This is a genomic window from Pseudomonas sp. GW821-FHT07G10 (assembly GCF_059418545.1).
In genome coordinates this window covers 90,408-109,157 of record NZ_JBWKQB010000016.1, presented here as the reverse complement: position 1 = coordinate 109,157, position 18,750 = coordinate 90,408, and the positions used below count along the sequence as shown (strand labels likewise).

Annotated in this window: 13 protein-coding genes; 6 read left to right on the top strand and 7 right to left on the bottom strand. The window is 57.6% G+C overall.

Annotated elements, in window-relative coordinates:
• Positions 1-66: 66 nt before the first annotated feature.
• Positions 67-4,476 carry an amino acid adenylation domain-containing protein gene (locus tag AC07O1_RS18410; RefSeq protein ID WP_495089648.1) on the bottom strand — a complete coding sequence of 1,470 codons (4,410 nt, stop codon included), beginning with the start codon at positions 4,474-4,476 and terminating at the stop codon, positions 67-69.
• 131 nt (positions 4,477-4,607) lie between these two features.
• On the opposite strand from AC07O1_RS18410, the gene AC07O1_RS18405 reads away from it, so the two are divergent.
• From AC07O1_RS18405 to AC07O1_RS18390, 4 genes are all read left to right on the top strand, one after another.
• Positions 4,608-5,783 carry an isochorismate synthase gene (locus tag AC07O1_RS18405; protein ID WP_495089647.1) on the top strand — a complete coding sequence of 392 codons (1,176 nt, stop codon included), beginning with the start codon at positions 4,608-4,610 and terminating at the stop codon, positions 5,781-5,783.
• A gap of 26 nt (positions 5,784-5,809) precedes the next feature.
• Complete coding sequence (locus AC07O1_RS18400) at positions 5,810-7,645, top strand: (2,3-dihydroxybenzoyl)adenylate synthase (protein ID WP_495089665.1); 1,836 nt, start codon at positions 5,810-5,812, stop codon at positions 7,643-7,645.
• Between the two features lie 145 nt (positions 7,646-7,790).
• Entirely contained in the window at positions 7,791-9,038 is a 1,248-nt protein-coding gene (locus AC07O1_RS18395) for a histidine decarboxylase (protein ID WP_495089646.1), read from the top strand.
• 64 nt (positions 9,039-9,102) lie between these two features.
• The gene (locus tag AC07O1_RS18390; protein WP_495089645.1) at positions 9,103-9,426 is read left to right on the top strand and encodes an isochorismate lyase; all 324 of its coding nucleotides are present in this window, start codon (positions 9,103-9,105) and stop codon (positions 9,424-9,426) included.
• A 293-nt stretch (positions 9,427-9,719) separates the two neighbouring features.
• On the opposite strand, the gene bcaP is transcribed toward AC07O1_RS18390, so the two are convergent.
• Entirely contained in the window at positions 9,720-11,108 is a 1,389-nt protein-coding gene (gene bcaP / locus AC07O1_RS18385; protein ID WP_494992205.1) for a branched-chain amino acid transporter BcaP, read from the bottom strand.
• A 268-nt stretch (positions 11,109-11,376) separates the two neighbouring features.
• Between bcaP and AC07O1_RS18380 the strand changes: the two genes are divergently transcribed.
• The gene (locus AC07O1_RS18380; RefSeq protein ID WP_495089644.1) at positions 11,377-11,835 is read left to right on the top strand and encodes an Lrp/AsnC family transcriptional regulator; all 459 of its coding nucleotides are present in this window, start codon (positions 11,377-11,379) and stop codon (positions 11,833-11,835) included.
• 23 nt (positions 11,836-11,858) lie between these two features.
• Here the strand turns inward: AC07O1_RS18380 and AC07O1_RS18375 are convergent, their stop codons facing one another.
• The 3 genes from AC07O1_RS18375 to AC07O1_RS18365 all read right to left on the bottom strand — a co-directional run bounded on the left by AC07O1_RS18375 (position 11,859) and on the right by AC07O1_RS18365 (position 14,785).
• On the bottom strand, positions 11,859-12,968 hold the full coding sequence (locus AC07O1_RS18375; protein ID WP_495089664.1) for an MFS transporter: 1,110 nt from the start codon (positions 12,966-12,968) through the stop codon (positions 11,859-11,861).
• Positions 12,969-13,029: 61 nt separating this feature from the next.
• A complete protein-coding gene (locus AC07O1_RS18370; RefSeq protein ID WP_495089643.1) occupies positions 13,030-13,779 on the bottom strand; it encodes an alpha/beta fold hydrolase in 750 nt (249 codons plus the stop codon).
• A gap of 82 nt (positions 13,780-13,861) precedes the next feature.
• A complete protein-coding gene (locus AC07O1_RS18365) occupies positions 13,862-14,785 on the bottom strand; it encodes a LysR family transcriptional regulator (protein WP_495089642.1) in 924 nt (307 codons plus the stop codon).
• A gap of 517 nt (positions 14,786-15,302) precedes the next feature.
• Here AC07O1_RS18365 and AC07O1_RS18360 point away from each other — a divergent pair.
• Positions 15,303-16,679: an MFS family transporter gene (locus AC07O1_RS18360; protein ID WP_495089641.1), complete on the top strand. Its 1,377-nt coding sequence runs from the start codon at positions 15,303-15,305 to the stop codon at positions 16,677-16,679.
• A 160-nt stretch (positions 16,680-16,839) separates the two neighbouring features.
• Here the strand turns inward: AC07O1_RS18360 and AC07O1_RS18355 are convergent, their stop codons facing one another.
• Both AC07O1_RS18355 and AC07O1_RS18350 read right to left on the bottom strand, forming a co-directional pair.
• Positions 16,840-17,655, bottom strand: coding sequence for an alpha/beta fold hydrolase (locus tag AC07O1_RS18355; RefSeq protein WP_495089640.1), 816 nt, complete (start codon positions 17,653-17,655; stop codon positions 16,840-16,842).
• 160 nt (positions 17,656-17,815) lie between these two features.
• A complete protein-coding gene (locus tag AC07O1_RS18350; RefSeq protein ID WP_495089639.1) occupies positions 17,816-18,709 on the bottom strand; it encodes a LysR family transcriptional regulator in 894 nt (297 codons plus the stop codon).
• Positions 18,710-18,750 lie beyond the last annotated feature (41 nt).

Below are 18,750 nucleotides of genomic sequence, written 5' to 3'. Positions count from 1 at the left end.
CATCTCCCCAGGCACTGCTGTTTGGGTGGGAGTGGGCACGCCCTGAGGCGCTCCACTGCGCTCATATCAATATCCTCGCCGGTATGGCCGGCCGAGGGTTTCACACGCTCGCGAACCATCGGCCACGAGCAGTCGTTCAACGTCTTGTACATTGCGACAACGCAGTAACTGCCCGGGTGAAAGCACCACCGAGAAGTCTTCCCGGACCCGCGCCGAAATGGCTTTCAAATGCTGAGGACGCAGCCCCAGACTGATGAAATCAACCGCGTCATTTGCCCCGTCCTCCAGTGGCCGTCCCAGTACGCTCAAGTAGATATCCAGCACCTTGCTTCTATGCGTCGACTCGATCCTGGCGGCGGGACGAGGATGGGATTCGGCTGCTTCATTCGCCGGTGCAATGAGCATGCTGCGGGCACGATGGCGATCCGCTTTACCGTTTTGCGACAGCGGCAACTCATCCACCTTCAGGAACCGCGTGGGTACATGGGATTGCGGCAGATGTTGGCGGGCATAGTTGCGCAACTCGGACGCGGTCAGCTCTGTAGCGTCCGGGCGACTGACATAAAGCGCACCGATGCACACCTCGCCTTGGCGCTGCTCGCCATAATCCACGACAAGCACGTGCCTGACCGATGGATGATTGATCAGTTCTATCTCGATGTCCGGGAGCGATACCCGTACACCGCGAACTTTCACATAGCCGTTTACCCGACTGTCGAAGATCAAGGTGCCATCGCGGCGGTAGCGCCCACAGTCGCCGGTGCGGAAGGCGCGAACCGATTGGCCATGTTCATCACTGACGGTCACGAACTCGCTCTGTGTCAGGTCGCCGTTTTCCAGATACCCCAGCGCGAGATTGACGCCGGCCGTGTGAATTCGGCCTACAACGCCCGCCGGACAATGCCCGCCTTGTGAGTCAAGGAGGAAGTAGCTGTTACCGGGCAAGGGCCTTCCATAAGGGATCACCGCACGATCATCCGCAGCGATTTCGTGCCAGATGCTCCAGATGGTTGTCTCCGTCGGCCCACCCAGGGAAATCAACCGTGACGACGGCAGCAGCTCGCGCAACCCGGAAATGACGGCGGGCTTGATGTAGTCGCCGCCCTGGGCAATCAGGCGCAGACTCTTCAACTCATTGGCTCCACGGCAAGAGAGGAGCATTTCCAGAATGGCGGGCACAGAACACCATAACGTCACCTGATGCCTGGCAATCAGTTGGTTCCAGCGCACAGCATCCTTTTCCTCGCCCGGGCCGGGAAGCACCAGCGTCGCCCCCGCGGTCAGGCATCCCAACACGTCGAAAACCGACATGTCATGGTGAAGCGGGGTCACGGAAATGAACACATCGCGCTCGGTCACGACCCAGTGTTCAAGGGTGCTGCCGATGACATTGGCAGTGGCTCTATTGCTCAGCACGACGCACTTCGGCTTGCCGGTGGTGCCCGAGGTATAGAGGTAATAGGCGGGTGCTTCGCTCAACGACAGGTCATCCAGCGATGGCGGAACCTGTGCCGGCACAGCCAACAGCTCATCGGGTGTCGCGACGGGGTGCTCGACAGGCTCGCCTTGAGCGATCACCACGAGATCGGGTCGACAGTTTTCCAACAGGTAATGCCGTCGTTCGCCAGGTGCCGAAGCGTCGATGGGGACCCAGACCAAGCCCGTCAATGCACAGGCCAACGTCACCATCGTGTGCTCCGGACTGCGGGGCAGACAGATGGCGACGACATGGCCTTGAGAAAGCCCGCGCGTTTTCAATGCGGCGATGACGCGGCACACGCCATCGCCGAGTTCGGCATAGCTGATTTGCCTGTCACCGCTGACGAGGGCGATTCTGGCGTTGGTGCGATCAAAGATATTCGTCGCGATCCGCCCGAGAAACCCCTCGCGGCACGCCTCAGTGACATTGCCATTCAGACGGTAGTGGCTCCTGTCGATAATCGCCGGGGCATCAATGGCGAAAACATCGCCTGCCGTGATCTGGCTGACCGCCTTCGCGATTGCGTTCAAGACATCGCTGACAACAACCGGGGCCAGCACTTCGCGCGCATAGTCGATATCGAACACCAACATGCCTTCGGCGTTGGCCGAGAAGCGAATATCCATCGCCACCTGTGGCGTCTGGGTCAGCCCGCCACTCAGGCGCATGGGACTGTCCACTGCCGAGACCGGCCAGGAAAAACCGTTGGTGATCACCACTGGCAGTACGGGACCCGGGCCGTGGGATTCGAACAGCAACCGGGCAAGGTCCACGCCTGAAAAGGCCAGATGTTGCAGCCCTTCCAGCACATCCACTTGCAGCCTGGCGGCCCGCTGCGCAAAGCTGTTTGGCTCAGCGTTCCAATTGACCGCGATAAAGCTTGAGCGATTGGCAAAGGCACCCGTTGTTTGTGGTGCAACGGGAACCGCGACACACAATCCCCCTTCATCGAGCCAGTGAGAAAGCACTTCTAGCACCAGCGCCATCAGGGCGGAATTCTTGAACAGCCGTTGCCGTGCGCCCAGTTTGCAGAACGCGTTAAACGCCTCTTTGGGCACCAGCAGGCTCTGTCGCTCATAGCGAGAAGCGCCCACCTGGTCCAATGGTGTGATCCATGGCATCCGCGGCGCACCGCTGACCGCAGACAGTTTGGCCTTCCAATAGGCGGCAGCCATCTTGCGTTGGCTGACGAGGTATTCTGGCTCAGGCGCAGCCTCCACGAGCGGCGTCTCGCCAAATCTGCCCTCGAACAGTTCGACCATGAGGGTTGCGATCGAGCGTCCATCGAGGATCAATGCATCCAGACGCACAAAGACTGTCAGATGCTCTTCCGGGTGACGGAAGACCGTCACATTCCAGGGCGAACGATCCAACTCGAACAGCGCGTGTGCATAAGCCTCACGGCGCTCCTGAATGCACGCGAGCGCCTCTTCTGGCGACATGGCAGTGAGGTCGACTTCCTGCAGGTTTATCTGCACCTCGTCACTGACATACTGCACGAGCTTGAGCGCGTCGATCCGTGTTCTCAGGCTTTCGTGGCGCTGGACCATCTCGACCAGACGGCTTCGCAGCAAAGCAGGATCCATGCGCCCGCGGTACTCGCGAAACTCCTGCATGGCCACGCCACCGAGCGGCATCTGCGCGCTGCGCCCAAGCAGATAAGCCTGCTGCAGAGCGGTCAGTGGCTTCTCGACAACCGCCAGGGGAGAGGCGCCGTGATGCAGCGGTTGATCCAGGACAGAGGAGCAGACAGCCACCTCGCGCACGACCGCCACGAAGCGATCGAACAGGTCCGACACCCAGGCTCGCGGCAGCGCATCAAGACGGATGTCCCAATTGATGAGTATGCCGCCGTCAGCGCACGCAATCTGCGCGTCGAGCGCAACCTGAGGCCCTTGGGAAATCACCCAGTTCATCGGACCAAATACACGCCGGACGCGCTCCGAGAGAAGATCGCCGCCAGGCATGTCCAACGCCGCCGTAAACACCACGGGAGCCAGTTGCGGCGAACCATGATGGCGGGAAAGATCACGCATCAGATTCACCCCGGGATAGGCGCAATGTCCGAGTAAATCGACCATCTTCCTCGCCAGTTGCTTGCACAGCATTGCAGGGCTCTGGGCCGACTCAACATCTACATCGAGAATAAGCACGTTGGCAAAGTCGCCGACTACCCGCTCAACTTCATCCACAAGCGGCGGGCGCCAGAACGTGGGGACATTGAGGCGAAATTTCCTGTCCCCTGTTTGTACCCCGAGAACCGCCGCAAAAAGCCCCATTATCAGGGTGGACAGGGTCATTCTTCGTTCGCGGGCGAGGCGCTGTAACGCCTGACGCTTCTCGGGGCCAAGCCATGTGCTTAATCGATGGCTATGCGCTTGATCTGGCTGGGCATCAAGAAACGGTAACGTTGGCGCAGGTGCGACGTCAGCCAGGCGCTCACGCCACCAGATACGGTCCCGATCGCGGGCGACTTTGAGCGCTGTATCGGTACGCGCTTTGTCGTACCAGTCGAAGAAAGATGGCGTGAGTGGAACGGGCCCGTCGGGGTCCTCATAAAACCGGGCGAGGTCTTCCATCAGCGTGCGGAAACTCGACGGGTCGATGGCGATCATGTCCGTATCGACATGCATGCGGAACTCGTCGTCAGCCAATAGGCTCACGGAGAAACGTGCGGCTGGGCCATGGCAGAGATCAAGCTGCTGATGAGTCCATTTCTCGCGCTTGCAGAGCAGATGCCGTTCCACTTCCTGCTCTGTCATCAATCGTAAATCTTCGACTTCCAGCTGCGGCGATTGGCCCACCGAAGCAATGGATTGCAGCCCTTCGGCATTCACCCGAACCCGAAGCATTGGATGCAGCAGACACACCCGCTCAAGTGCCTTGCGAAGCCGTTCCAGGTCAATGGAATGGCCATCGAACTCGGCATAAAGATGAGCCGAAACTCTCCCTAAAGACGCATGAGCAGTGCGCCCGATCCAACAGGCGGCTTGCATTGAAGTTAACTCTCTCATGGCTCACTCATGTGATTGACAAATGCAAATGATTATCGTCACATATTAGAATTGATAATGATTATATTTCAATATTTAATTTTTGACCCACAGGCCACGGAGGCTTCCCCCAAATGAGAACGGGCACCCTTAGAACGAATGACATGGATGAGGTGCAAGTAATTGATGAAAAAGAGAGTTTTTCATTCACATCCGGCGACCGCGAGTTAACAGTCGCAGGGATGCTTCAGAGAATCGAAACACCTGCCATCGGCGGCGATGATGCCAATAGCCTGTTCCAGAAAACGGTTGTGCAAGCCCTCGATCGAGCGCACAAGGCCGGCCAGAGCAATCCGATCATCGTCGGCGCCATCCCTTTCGATCCCGCTGAAGCCTCTTGTCTCTACATCCCCGAACACGCTGAGTGGCGAGCACGAAACACCAACGCGCAAACAGGCGCGGCAACACTGCCTGAACTGATCGAACAGAAAAACATACCGGACGAGCAGGCGTTCAAGCGGGCGGTGGAACACGCCATCGTGAACTTCCGCCACAGTGACGTGCGCAAGGCGGTGCTCTCTGTACAGCGAGAATTGCTGTTCGCCCAGGATGTTGATGTATGCGCCATGCAGAACAATCTGCGGGTCCAGAATCAAGGCGGCTATCACTTCCGTGTGCCAATGCCTGATGGCGCCACGCTGATCGGAGTCAGTCCCGAGCTGCTTGTTCACAAGGAAGGCCTGAGCTTCGTCTCCAACCCACTGGCAGGTTCGGCCAAACGCATGGCCGATCCGCAAGCCGACCGCCTCAATGCAGATTGGCTGTCAGCGTCGGAAAAGGATCACTACGAGCACCGTCTGGTGACACAGGACATCGTCACTCAACTAGGGGAGCTGTGCACACAACTGAATGTGCCGCAACGCCCTTCCCTCATCAGCACTCCCGCACTCTGGCATCTCTCCACGCGTATCGAAGGCACGTTGGCGGATCCGACCGTCTCGGCCTTGCAGCTTGCCTGCCGCCTGCACCCGACTCCCGCCGTATGTGGCTTTCCCACCGAGCGCGCCCGGCGCTTGATCCGTTTCGTCGAACCCTTCGAGCGCGGCCTGTTCACCGGCATGGTTGGCTGGTGCGATGCACAGGGCAATGGCGAATGGGTCGTGACGATTCGCTGCGGCACCGTTAAACGCAACCGGGTGCGCCTATTCGCCGGTGCGGGCATCGTCGAAGCCTCGAATCCCGACTCCGAATGGACAGAAGTCCAGACCAAACTCGGCACCATGCTGCGCGCATGCGGATTGGCCCACTAACTCGAACTCCCTCACTAGTGACAACTATGACTATTGAATTTAATCACTGGCCTCAGGACAGAGCGCAAAACTATCGGGACAAGGGCTACTGGATCGATAAGCCGCTCACACACATTCTCCAGTCGCGCAGCCAGTCGCAACCGCACGCACCGGCGATTATTTGCGGTGATCGTCGATTCAGCTATGGCGAGCTGGACCAACTGTCGTCCAACCTTGCCTCGCGGCTGGCGGCCAGTGGGCTTGGCAAAGGCGACACCGCCTTGGTGCAACTGCCCAATACCGCGGAGTTTTACATTGTCTTCTTCGCACTTCTCAAGGCCGGGATCGCGCCCCTCAACGCGCTCTACAGCCATCGAAAACTGGAACTCAAGACCTACGCCAGGCAAATCGAGCCGAGGCTACTGATCGCCTCTCGCGAGCATGAAGTCTTTCGCGACGACAGCTTTATCGCCGACTTCAAGGAGGCCGGCTCAAGCCCTGAAATCACCTTGCTGCTGGGCGAGCAGCGTCGCGAACACGACCTCACTGACTGGATCGAAATCCCAGACGAGAGCCGCGCGGATTTCTCCCCGACCGAACCGGGTGAAGTCGCTTTATTCCAATTGTCGGGCGGCAGCACGGGCACACCCAAACTCATCCCGCGTACCCATAACGACTATCACTACAACGCGCGCTCGAGTGCTGAAATATGCAGTCTGACGCCGCAGACTCGCTTTCTTTGCGCCCTGCCTGCGGCGCATAACTTCTTGCTCAGTTCGCCCGGCGCCTTGGGTGTCCTGTATGCAGGCGGCTTTATCGTCATGGCCCCCAGCCCGGAGCCCCTCACCTGTTTTTCGATCATCCAGCGCCATGCGGTGAATACCGTGGCACTGGTTCCAAGCGCAGTCGCCTTGTGGTTGCAGGCAGCACCGGACCACAAAGAGCAACTGCAATCGCTGGAATTCCTCCAGGTCGGCGGCGCCTGCTTCGCCGAGTCGCTTGCACGCCAGGTTCCCGGTGTTCTCGGTTGCAGGCTCCAGCAGGTGTTCGGTATGGCCGAGGGTCTGATCAATTACACCCGACTGGACGACTCTGACGAGCAGGTCTTTACCACCCAGGGCCGTCCAATCAGCCCGGGCGACGAGATCAAAATCGTCGACGAACAGGGAATCCCCGTCCAGGACGGCGAGCCTGGCATGCTCGCCACACGCGGCCCCTACACGTTCTGTGGGTACTACCGCAGCCCCGAACAGAATGCCCAGGCGTTCGATCATGAGGGTTACTACTATTCCGGCGACCTCGTCCAGCTCACTGCGCAAGGCGATTTGCGTGTTGTCGGAAGGGTAAAGGACCAGATCAACCGCGGCGGCGAAAAAGTGGCATCGGAGGAAATAGAAAACCTCATTGTCCTCCACCCAGACGTGACCCATGCAGGCTTGGTGGCCATGCCCGATGAAATGCTGGGTGAAAAGAGCTGCGCGTTCGTCGTCTCACGCAACCCCAACCTGAAACCACCCGCACTGAGACGCCACTTGATGGAGCTCGGCATCGCCGAATACAAACTTCCCGATCGCATCCGACTCATCGAGACCATGCCGCTCACCGCAGTGGGCAAGATCGACAAAAAGTATCTACGTCAGCTTCTGGCAGCAGAAACCACACGCGCCTGGCTGCAAACGCGTGTACTGCAACTCATCGAGGACTGCACAGACCTGGATCCAGAGGAAAACCTGATTTTCTACGGTCTCGACTCTTTGCAGGTGATGAGGCTCGCAGCGGAACTCAAGGATCGAGGTATCGCCGTCAGTTTCGAAGAACTGGCGGACTCACCCACGCTTGCCAGCTGGTGGTCGTTAGTAGAAACGCGACAGAAGGCCGCGTGATGACGACGAGCAACGAGAACATTCGCCGAGGCAGTGACGGCCAGAGAACGATCTGATTGTAGTCAAGCGGGCCGACTCATCTGCAGCAAAGTCCTGCCCACTGCACTGAGCTCGACCCGCCAAGTCAATTTAAAAGGAGTTGGAAATGACTTTATCCACTGCCGATCAAACCAGGCTTGATACCTTTTGGCAGCACTGTTTGAAGAATCAGTACTTCAATATCGGATACCCGGAGTCAGCGGACTTTGATTACTCCCAACTGCATCGATTCCTGCGTTTTTCGATCAACAACTGCGGAGACTGGAACGAATACAGCAACTATGTATTGAACTCCTTTGACTTTGAAAAGGAGGTCATGGAGTACTTCTCCGAGCTGTTCAGCATTCCCCTCGAAGACAGCTGGGGCTACGTCACCAACGGGGGAACGGAAGGCAACATGTTTGGTTGCTACCTGGGTCGCGAACTCTTCCCGGACGGCACCCTGTACTACTCGAAAGATACCCATTATTCCGTGGCGAAAATTGTCAAATTGCTGCGTATCAAATGCCGCGCGGTCGAGTCATTGCCCAATGGCGAAATAGACTATGACGACCTGATGGAGAAAATCACCACCGACCAGGAACGCCACCCCATCATCTTCGCCAACATCGGCACAACGATGCGTGGTGCAGTCGATAACATCGCTACCATCCAACAACGCCTACACCAGGCGGGCATTGCCCGTCAGGATTATTACCTGCACGCCGACGCTGCGCTGAGCGGGATGATCCTGCCCTTCGTCGATCACCCACAACCCTTCTCGTTTGCCGACGGTATCGACTCGATCTGCGTATCTGGCCACAAGATGATCGGCTCGCCCATTCCTTGCGGAATCGTCGTGGCTAAACGCAAGAACGTAGCGCGCATCTCGGTTGAAGTTGACTATATTCTGGCCCATGACAAGACCATCAGCGGCTCGCGCAACGGTCATACGCCACTGATGATGTGGGCAGCGCTGCGCAGCCACTCGTTGGCCGATTGGCGCCGCCGTATCAAGCACAGCCTGGAGACGGCGCAATATGCCGTCGATCGACTCCAGGCCGCAGGCGTTGACGCTTGGCGCAACGAAAACTCCATAACAGTGGTATTCCCTTGTCCGTCGGAGAGGATATCGAAAAAATATTGCCTGGCCACCTCCGGAAATACCGCACACCTGATAGCCACGCCTCATCATCACGACAACAGAACGATCGATGCGTTGATCGACGAGGTGATTGCTGATCTTCAGCAGGATGCCTGGCGATCCAGGAGAGTGCACGCCAAGCAGGTCATTAGCGAACTGCTGCCTTCGGACGCATTCAATTTCCGCACCCACTACCTTGCGCCGGATTTGACGTTGACTGACGAGAGGTAAACCGCAGTCAGTGTCAGCCCTTCAACCGCACACCATCCTTATCATTGTTATAGAGACAAACATCATGCCGCAACTTAAAGCGCCTGAAGCATGCGAGAGCCTCAGTGACATTCGGGCAGGCATCGACTTTTTCGACCGTCAGATCCTTGAGTCTCTGCAACAACGCCTGCGTTATGTGAAAGCAGCTGTGCAATTCAAAGCCGACGAGCAGGCTATACCCGCTCCAGAGCGGGTCGCGGCGATGCTTGACGATCGTCGTGAATGGGCAACCGCCGCCGGGTTTGACGCAGCCTTTGTCGAGAAGCTATACGAGCACATTATTCACTGGAATATTCAGCAGCAAATTCTGCATTGGCGGGCCACTTATCCCGATCGGGCTCAAGCATAAACCCACTTACGGGCAACATGGCGCTACTCGATTGCCTCAAGCAGACACGACAGCGCTCAATCAGCAGTGGACGCCCGGTACGAAGTCAGGGTTTTTTCGTGGCCATCGCTGTATTCACTGACGGCCTTCATCTACTACGCGCTCGGACTCTTCTCCGGTTCTCTGGCCGATCGCATCTCGACCCGGGCCGTCGCCTGCGCCGGCATTGTCTTGCCGGCGCCGGGATGCAATTTCGCACCTGAAAGCTATTGGATGCTGATTGACACCCCAAAGGGAACTGACGAAATGCGCGATTAATGCAACAGCGAGCGGCGTCTCGCATAGGCGAAATAGATCACCAGGCCAATTGCCAGCCACGCTCCAAATGCCAGCCAGGTCGTCTGCTTGAGGAAGGTCATCAAGGTCACGCAGAACCCGATAGCGAGCAACGGGACAATGGGCACGCCAGGGCATCTGAATGCGCGAGGAAGATCGGGGCGGGTCTTGCGCAATACGATCACTGCCACCGAGATCAGACTGAATGCTGCCAACGTACCGATATTGATCAGCTCGGCCAGGACGTTCAGAGGAATCAGTGCCGAGATCAGCCCGAAGATTATTCCCACCATCCAGGTGGCGAAATATGGGGTTCCGAATCGTGGGTGAACCCTGGAAAGGCGTTGGGGAAGCAGTCCGTCCCGCGACATCGCGTAAATGATCCTGGTTTGACCGTAAGCCATCACCAGAATGACAGTCGTCATGCCAACGATCGCGCCTAAATCAACGAACCCGGCAACCCAGCTTTCACCGGCATATTGCAACGCCAATGAGACCGGATGATCAACGCCAAGGAATTGGGCATAGGGCACGATACCGGTCATGATCATTGAAACGGCAACGTACAGCACCGCGCAAACGGCCAAGGAACCGATAATGCCGATGGGCAGGTCACGCGCCGGTTTCTTCACTTCTTCGGCGGCAGAAGAAACCGCATCGAAACCAATAAAAGCAAAAAACACCAAGGCCGAAGCGCTAAAAATGCCATGGCCGCCAAAGGGCGCGAAGGGTTGCCAGTTGGCCGGCTGAACATGTCGCACACCAACGGCGATAAAGAGCAGGACCACGGCGATTTTGATGATCACCATCACGTTGTTTACACGTGCCGATTCCTTGATGCCTACCGAAAGCATCCAGGTGATTGCCAGCATGATCACCAGCGCTGGCAGGTTGAACCAGGTTTCCACACCGGGCAGCGAGCCCGGAGCCGCCGTCAGCACAACCGGAAGACCCAGCCCAAATCCGCTCAACAGGGACTGGAAGTAACCCGACCACCCAACAGACACCGCCGAGCTGGCCAGTCCGTATTCGAGCATCAGATCCCAGCCGATCATCCAGGCCACCAACTCTCCCAGCGTCGCGTAGCTGTAGGTGTAAATCGAGCCTGCTACCGGCACAGATGAGGCGAACTCGGCATAACACAGCGCGGCAAATGCACAGGCCAGTGCCGCTATCAGGAATGAAACCGTGAGGGCCGGTCCCGCAGTCAATGCGCCGGTTCCGGTTAATACAAAGATGCCCGTCCCCACGATTGCACCGATACCAATCAGGACCAGATCCATCGGCCCCAGCACTTTTTTCAACCCGGCAGGAGCTCGGGCAGCAGCAATCATTGCGTCCAGGTCTTTTGTTCTGAATATGCTCAAAATTGCCTCCGTTTTTACTTGTTTTTATTGTATGAGCCAGTGGCTTGGGTGTCGGAAACGACAAGAAATTGTATTTCAGGGCCTTAAAAATTAGCTTTCGAAACGCCTCTGTAATGAATTATTTTTCAGACGTTAATTATCCAAAATGTGTTCTTCAGGTAATTTTCTTTCTAATATTTTCAATTTGCAGAAATGGATGCTTGATCAAGGGCCCACGAGGTGGGACCAATCGCCCTACCACGTACTCATTGTTAAATGGAGAGAACACATGGCGGAAATGGACAAGGTTGATCGTTCAATTCTTGAAATTCTGCAGATGAATGGCCGCCTGACGAACGCCGAGATAGCGCTTCGTGTCTGCCTGTCGGCGCCAGCCTGCTGGAAGCGTGTAAAGCGCCTGGAGGAGGAGGTGATTATCGGGTATCACGCGCATTTGAACCCAAAGAGCATGGGGCTGGGGCTTTTTGCGTTCATCAGCGTCACCCTCGATAGTCACTCCCAGGAAGCCATGGAGCAGTTCGAGGCGGGCGTTCTGGCGCTGCCCAACATTGTTGCCTGTCACAAAGTTTCGGGGAAATACGACTACCTCTTGCAGGTAGTCGTCAAAGACATGGAGGCATTCCATGAACTCGCCATGCATCGCATACGTACGCTCGGCAATATCAAGGAAATGTACACCGGTTTTTCACTCAAGGAGATCAAACACTGTAATACCTTGCCCCTGTAGGTGCCTGGACTTGCCCGTATTTTTCACACCAGCCGAATGAGCAAAAATACCAAAAGCACATTCAACACCGCCAGCGAGCTCAAACCCGCGAGCACACCACCGGCGCCCAGCGTCTGCAAAAGGTAACCGCCAGCGAGGGGTGTCAGCGCTTGTCCGATGAGTGACGGTCGAGCCATGCACCCCATCAGCAGAACATACTGTGATGGCGACATAAGGGTCAGTGGCAGCAGACCCCGGACGATCGCACGCAGCCCATTACCAGCGCCATAAAGCACAAGGCCAAGGGCGGTCAATGCCGGAGCCAGGGTCACAAGCAACAGCCCCATCGCCACAAATACGACACAAATCAATGTCGTCCAGATGGGGTGTCGCTTTCGCGAAAACACCTGGAGAACACGCGAACCCACCTGGCTGGGACCCAGCAAAGCGCTAAGTCCAATGGCGGCTGCGAGGGAATACCCCTGCCCCTGCAATAATGAAACAAGCTGGACGGACAGCGCCGTCATGATCACTGCGCCCAGCGCAAAAATCATCGTGAGGAGCGCATAGATCCGCCGGTCGATCGAGGCGCTCTCATCAGCTAGTCCATTGCTTTTTGCCAGTGGGCCCACGCCTCGGGGCAGCACCCACAGATAAGTCGGTGCAACGGCAATCGCCAGCAGCCCCCCATAGGCCAGGCAGGTGTTGCGCCAACCAAAGTGTTCGATAACGAGCGCAACCGCCGGCCAGCAAAGCGTTGTCGCAAATCCTGAAATGAGCGTGATCCCCGTAATCGCACTCCCCGCCCGTTCCCCGTATAGAGCCCCCAAAGAGGCGAATAGCGCTTCATACAGCCCCAGCGCCATCCCCATACCAATCACGGCCCAGGACAAAAGAAACATTGGCAGTGAGGCGCAGTTGGCCATCAAGAACAAGCCGATTGCGACACCCAGGCCGCTGCTGGCCAGTATGGTGCGACCGCCGTAGCGGGCAATAAGCCTGCCGGTCAGCGGTGCCAATACTGCCGAAACGAGAATGCTCAGAGAAAGTGCGCCATAGACCCATTGGCTGGCCCAACCCGTCTCTTTCATGATCGGATCGGCCATGACGGCCATCAGGAAGAAAGAACCTCCCCAGACCAGAATTTGCAGCATCCCTAATAGAAAGATACCCACGACGCCAGGTAATCGAGTTTGATCGTTCAACACAGTGTCATCAGTGGTGCAGAACATGAAAAGCCGCGAGGCAATGAGCAACTGGATGCTCATCATCAAGCCACCGACTCAGCAGCCGGGTGGTGAGTTCCGGATGTTCCAGAGGCGGCAGGTGCCCACATTGAGCAAGCACAACCAGGCTGGAGTGCGGTATGCCTCGATGAATGATTTCAGACTCTACCGGGGGGGTGATCTGGTCGTCTTCACCCACAACGATCAAGGTCGGTACAGCAATCGTCTCAAGGACCGGCCGGTAGTCAGGACGCTCCAGGATCGCCAGTTGCTGCCGAACGAAGCCCTCCTTTCCTACTGCTTCGGCCATCGCCTGGACGGTATCCGCAATCGATGTTCCGATGCAGCGTGGATGCATGAGTCTGGGCAGCAGTTGCGGCGTCACGCCCCTGAACCTGCCCATCTGCGCCAGGTCCAACAGGCCGCGTCGAGCCTTGGCTCTGGCTTCATCGTCGGGTCGCACCATGGTGTCTATCAGTGCCAGTTTCGTTACACGTTCAGGCGCCTGCCGCATGATTTCCATGGCCACATATCCGCCCATGGACAACGCAGCGAGGGCAAAAAACGGTGGAGCTTCGTCCAGTGTTCTTTTGGCCATCTGCGCAATACTGGCGTCAAGTGAGACATCTGGAATGCAGAGGTGCCTTGAGTGTTCCAAGGCAACTTTTTGCTGTGCCCATAGGCGCTCATCGCAGAGCAATCCGGGTATGAGCACGAGCGGCGTGTTTTCGAAAACCAACGGTGGCCTCCCTCTAAAAATCCGGTCAAGGTTGTGCGGCTGTTGCATGGGGAGGTACCGACGAATCGGGTTCGTCGGTTGTTCAGAGCATGTGTCCCGCCCAGATCTTGCGATTGACCAGATCGGCGGCAATCTCGATGAAGGCATCCCCGACAAATTTGGCTGCCGGACTGACTCGCCTGTCCGCGGGAAACACCTGAACCAGTTTGCGCATGGGGACGGGGTCGACCAACGGGGCTGCACACAGCACTCCGGATTCGACTTGTGTGTAAATCGACGCCAGAGGCAAAGCCGTCAAACCAAAGCCATTGCGGACCAGGTCGATCATTGCGCCGAACGAGTCTGCTTCAACACTGGTCTTGAGCTTGATCCCGACCTCACGAGCACAGTTATCCATAATCACCCGCAGGCCGTGTCGAGCGCTTGGCAATACCAGTTGCTGCTCGGCCAGAGCCTCAAAGGCTACCGGCGTATCGATGCGCAAGTTTGCGCTGGGGGGACCGACCAGAAGGAGGTTCTCCATCATCACCGGCACGATTCGCAGCGTATGCAGGGGTTGGGGGTCATAGGAAATGGCCAGTTCCAATTCGCCGCGCTGCACCCAGTCCAGCAGATAGCCGCTGAAGGCCGAGGAAAACCTGACGGCCAGATTCGGATGGGCCTCTCTGATCTTGCGCACCAGGGGCACGGTAACGATTTGCGCGACCGTCGGGGTGGTACCGATGACCACCGTTCCCCGAAAAGAAGACCTTCCGCCGACCACCGAACTTCGAATGGACTCCATCTCTTCCATGATTCGGGTGGCATGCGCCAACACTTCTCTACCGACATCGGTAATCACCATCCCTCTTCCGTGTCGCTCGAACAGGTAGGTGCCGAGTTCTTTCTCCAACAATCTGATTTGTCGGCTGAGTGCCGGTTGCGCGATGTGCAGCCGATCCGAAGCCTTGCTGAGACTGCCTAGCTCGGCGACATGAATCAGGGTTTTGAGTTGAACGACATCCATTACCAGGCCAGCCAGGGTCGGGGGGTCGGCGCGTTATGCGTCGAAGGGTAGTGTGAGTGTAAACGCATTTGCGAGCCCTGGAATGCCCTGCAAACCCCGTGGCATGCGGCTCGACGTCTTTTGAGCCGGCTGTATCCCCCAGCCCGCCGGGGCTGCGGGCCAAGCTATAGAATTTAGGTATATCAGTTAGGCCTGGCTGACGGCTTATTACCCTCCTCACTCTGCGGTAGCTTGCAATCAACGTCGGCGCCAAGAGTGCTCGACTCACTACAAGAATAAGATACGAGGACTTGCGCCATGATTTTTCATCTTTCGCCTGACCTGACCTGTTCGATTTACGCAGACAACGAACAGCAGGACTCCCACGTGCAACCCCCTTCGGTTCTCTCTTCAGAAAACCTGACCGTCAGCAGGTTCATCCCCCTGCGCTAAGCACATCAACTCATCGAGCCAACTACAGAGCAGACGCCTCAGTGTGCTCCTCGTATCGTCTCGCCTTGAAGAAAGGGTGAACATCATGTCCGCATCAAGCACAAACCAGACAGACCGCGCTGCCGGGACCGATCCGGTGAAAAGTCCGAATCGCGTCAAAGCCATCATGGGTGCCTGCTCGGGCAATCTGGTGGAGTGGTACGACTTTTTCATTTACGCCTATACCGCCATCTACTTTGCCGCTTCGTTTTTCCCCAAAGGCGACACCACCAGCCAACTGCTCGCAACCGCCGGGGTATTCGCCGTCGGCTTTTTCATGCGCCCTCTCGGCGGCTGGATCTTCGGCTGGATTGCTGACACCCGCGGCCGCAAGGTCTCGATGATTATCTCGGTGTTCATGATGTGCGCAGGATCGTTGCTGATCGCGGTCATGCCGACTTACCAAACCATCGGTGTGGCTGCCCCGGTTCTGCTCGTGGTCGCCAGGCCGATTCAGGGCCTGTCTGTCGGCGCAGAGTACGGCACCGGCGCCACCTACATCAGTGAAATCGCCACGCCGGGTCGTCGTTGTTTCTATGGATCCTTTCAGTACTTCACCATCATCGCCGGTCAGCTCCTGGCCTTGATGACCGTGGTCATTCTTCAACAAACCCTCACCGCCGAGCAGTTGAGCGCATGGGGCTGGAGAATTCCATTCTTCATCGGCGCCTTGAGCTCGGTCGTCGTGGTTTACCTGCGACGCTCCATGCATGAAACCGCCTCCCGGAAAGATATGAACCACAAAGATGCCGGCTCTCTGCGCGGAATGTTCAAGCACAAACGGGCGGTCGCGCTGGTGGTTGCTTTCACCATCGGAGGTTCGCTGTACTTCTACACCTTCACGACGTACATGCAGAAGTTCCTGGTGATCTCTACCGGTTTCAGTCCGCAAACGGTCAGTTTCATCATGACCGCGGCCCTGGTCTGCTTCATGTTCTGCCAGCCACTGTTTGGCATGCTGGCCGACCGGATCGGGATCAAGGCACACATGCTGATGTTTTCCGGGTTGGCCATGCTGCTGGTGATCCCCCTGCTCTATTCGCTGCAGTCGGTCAGCAGCCCGTTCACGGCGTTCCTGCTGGTGTTTGGCGGCCTGGCCATCGCCTCGCTCTACACCCCCGTTGCCGGGATCGTCAAAGCCGAGCTCTTCCCGCCTGCGGTGCGTGCACTGGGCGTGGGCTTTCCTTATGCAGTCGGCAATGCGGCATTCGGCGGTACCGCTGAGTACGTTGCCTTGTCGCTCCGTTCACAGGGTATCGAGGCGTATTTCTTCTTCTACGTCGCGGCGATTGTGACCATCACCTTCATCGCCTCGATGCTGATGCCGAATCTGTCGCGCTATGGGTACATCAGCGGTTCCGGCGAGATCGAAGAGCGTACCGGTTTGAAGGGCTGTGCAAAGCCGCACGCTGCGAGGGTTTGACAGGCACAGCTGCACTATTGAAGGAAATGAGGCCCCTGTAGGAGCGAGCTTGCTCGCGATGGACGTTAACGATAACGCGTGTCTTCTGAATGAACGCGCTGCCCTTGAGTCCATCGCGAGCAAGCTCGCTCCTACAGGGGCCCAACGGGCCCTTTTTGCATCACAGCGCAGCGCTCGCCTGAAAATCAGCAATCTGTTGCCACATCGCGATGGGATTGGAATACATGGGGAAGTGTCCGCAGGCCGGAATTTGCGCCAGACGGACACCTTCGGCCTCGATATGCGACAGATAGGACAGTGACGCGTTCTGTTCGCCGTACATGAACATACGGGGGCATTTCAACCCGAGGAATTTGCTCATCAGGTCGGCGTTATCGGAAAGCTCGACCATCGACTGGAAAATCCCTCGCACGGCACCGGCGCGAACCTTGTGCCTCAAGCTCGATGAATAGAGCGCACTGGCATAGGCCGGGGCATGCCGGGCACGTTCGATGAAGGCGGCGAAAAACGCCTCGGGATCATTGCTCGGATAGTCGACGATCTGCCGGCTGAGGAAGCAGTCTTCCGGGGCGATATTGCCCTCGATGTCGACGAAGCTGAGCACTCGATCCGGGAACTGGTGAGCCAGCATCAGCGCAGTCAGCCCGCCCATGGAGTGGCCGATCAGATGGAAGCGCTCGATGCCCAAATGCGCCAGCACCTGTAGCGCCGTCTGCATCAGGAATGGAATGGAAATCCGGGAAAGGTCGCTGCACTGGCTTTCGCCGCAACCCGGTGCGTCGTAAGCGACAAAAGGGTGACCGGCGAATGCGGGCTGCTGCACGATGTCGGCATAGTCTTCTTTGGTCGAACCAAAACCATGCAGGAACACAATCGGCGCCAGGACTCCGTCGCGATGGATGGCTGCAACGTTCAGCCGGACACCCTCCACCGTCAAAGGGAGTTGCACGTGAGTGAAGGTTTCTGGTGATGGCACGTTATTGACTCCTTGAGCGAAAAGGTAGCGCCGGGCCTGGATTGCCGGCAGCCAGACACGCAATTTCAAGGGATTGGAGTGTTCTGTAAATTCCTGATTCGGGAAAGCTTTCATACGCCAAACCTATCAACCCATGCTCGCGCACAGATCCCTGGTCGACTCACGCCCTGGCCCGGAACCTGGCGACCAGCTCCTCCACCAGCGGATGGGGCCGATCCGCATTCCAGGCCACAGCGGTGGTCACGACATTGAGTTTCTGGCTCAACGCTCGCAACACCACGTTACCGGGTGCCAGTTTTTTCAGCGACGCCGGTACCAGCGCGATGCCCTGGCCACAGCTGACAAAGGCGATTTGCGAAGCGACGGAGCGCACTTCATGCAACACCCGTGGGGAAAAACCGCTTGCCCGGCAGGTCGCTATCAGATTGTCGAAGTAGACCGGGCTGACCTTTCGGGAAAACATGACCAAGGGCTCGTTGGACAGACTGGACAGACTGATTCGCTTGCGCGATGCCAATGGATGATCAATGGGCAGGGCCACGACCAGCCGATCCTCCGTCAGCGGCAGTGATTTGATCGAGGCCCCCAGGTCACCGTCCAGCCGGGCGAATGCCAGGTCTATGTCCCCGGCCTCCAGTGCCGGGACGGCTTCGACGCTGTCGATTTCCCGCACGGACACGGTGAGGTGCGGATAATCGCTCTTCAACTGCTCGATCAAGCCCGGCAAGACATCGAACATGGCCGTGGAAATCGCGCCGATGGTCAACATCCCCGACTGCCCCGCCACCGCTTCTTCCACAGCCAGTTCCAGGCGCTCCAGCTGCTCGGCGAACTTGCGCACGGCCGGCAGGATCGCCGCCCCCACGGGGGTCAGGTTCGCGCCGCGCCGCGAGCGGTCGAACAGCTTGACCTTGAGCGCCTGCTCCAGCACCTGGATCTGCTCGCTCAGCGGCGGCTGGGACATCCCCAGGCGCTTGGCGGCGCGGCCGAAATTCTGTTCTTCGGCAACGGCCAGGAACAACCAGAGGTGACGAATCAGACGAAAATTGATCATGGCTAATCCATAGGTTTAACGTATCTAATGCTTCTGTGATT

What these genes read in the sequence shown, in the direction of transcription:
- AC07O1_RS18410 (WP_495089648.1), bottom strand. Translation starts at nt 4,476, where the DNA reads ATGCAAGCCGCCTGTTGGATCGGGCGCACTGCTCATGCGTCTTTAGGG.
- AC07O1_RS18405 (WP_495089647.1), top strand. Translation starts at nt 4,608, where the DNA reads ATGAGAACGGGCACCCTTAGAACGAATGACATGGATGAGGTGCAAGTA.
- AC07O1_RS18400 (WP_495089665.1), top strand. Translation starts at nt 5,810, where the DNA reads ATGACTATTGAATTTAATCACTGGCCTCAGGACAGAGCGCAAAACTAT.
- AC07O1_RS18395 (WP_495089646.1), top strand. Translation starts at nt 7,791, where the DNA reads ATGACTTTATCCACTGCCGATCAAACCAGGCTTGATACCTTTTGGCAG.
- AC07O1_RS18390 (WP_495089645.1), top strand. Translation starts at nt 9,103, where the DNA reads ATGCCGCAACTTAAAGCGCCTGAAGCATGCGAGAGCCTCAGTGACATT.
- AC07O1_RS18380 (WP_495089644.1), top strand. Translation starts at nt 11,377, where the DNA reads ATGGCGGAAATGGACAAGGTTGATCGTTCAATTCTTGAAATTCTGCAG.
- AC07O1_RS18375 (WP_495089664.1), bottom strand. Translation starts at nt 12,968, where the DNA reads ATGCTGCAAATTCTGGTCTGGGGAGGTTCTTTCTTCCTGATGGCCGTC.
- AC07O1_RS18365 (WP_495089642.1), bottom strand. Translation starts at nt 14,785, where the DNA reads ATGGATGTCGTTCAACTCAAAACCCTGATTCATGTCGCCGAGCTAGGC.
- AC07O1_RS18360 (WP_495089641.1), top strand. Translation starts at nt 15,303, where the DNA reads ATGTCCGCATCAAGCACAAACCAGACAGACCGCGCTGCCGGGACCGAT.
- AC07O1_RS18350 (WP_495089639.1), bottom strand. Translation starts at nt 18,709, where the DNA reads ATGATCAATTTTCGTCTGATTCGTCACCTCTGGTTGTTCCTGGCCGTT.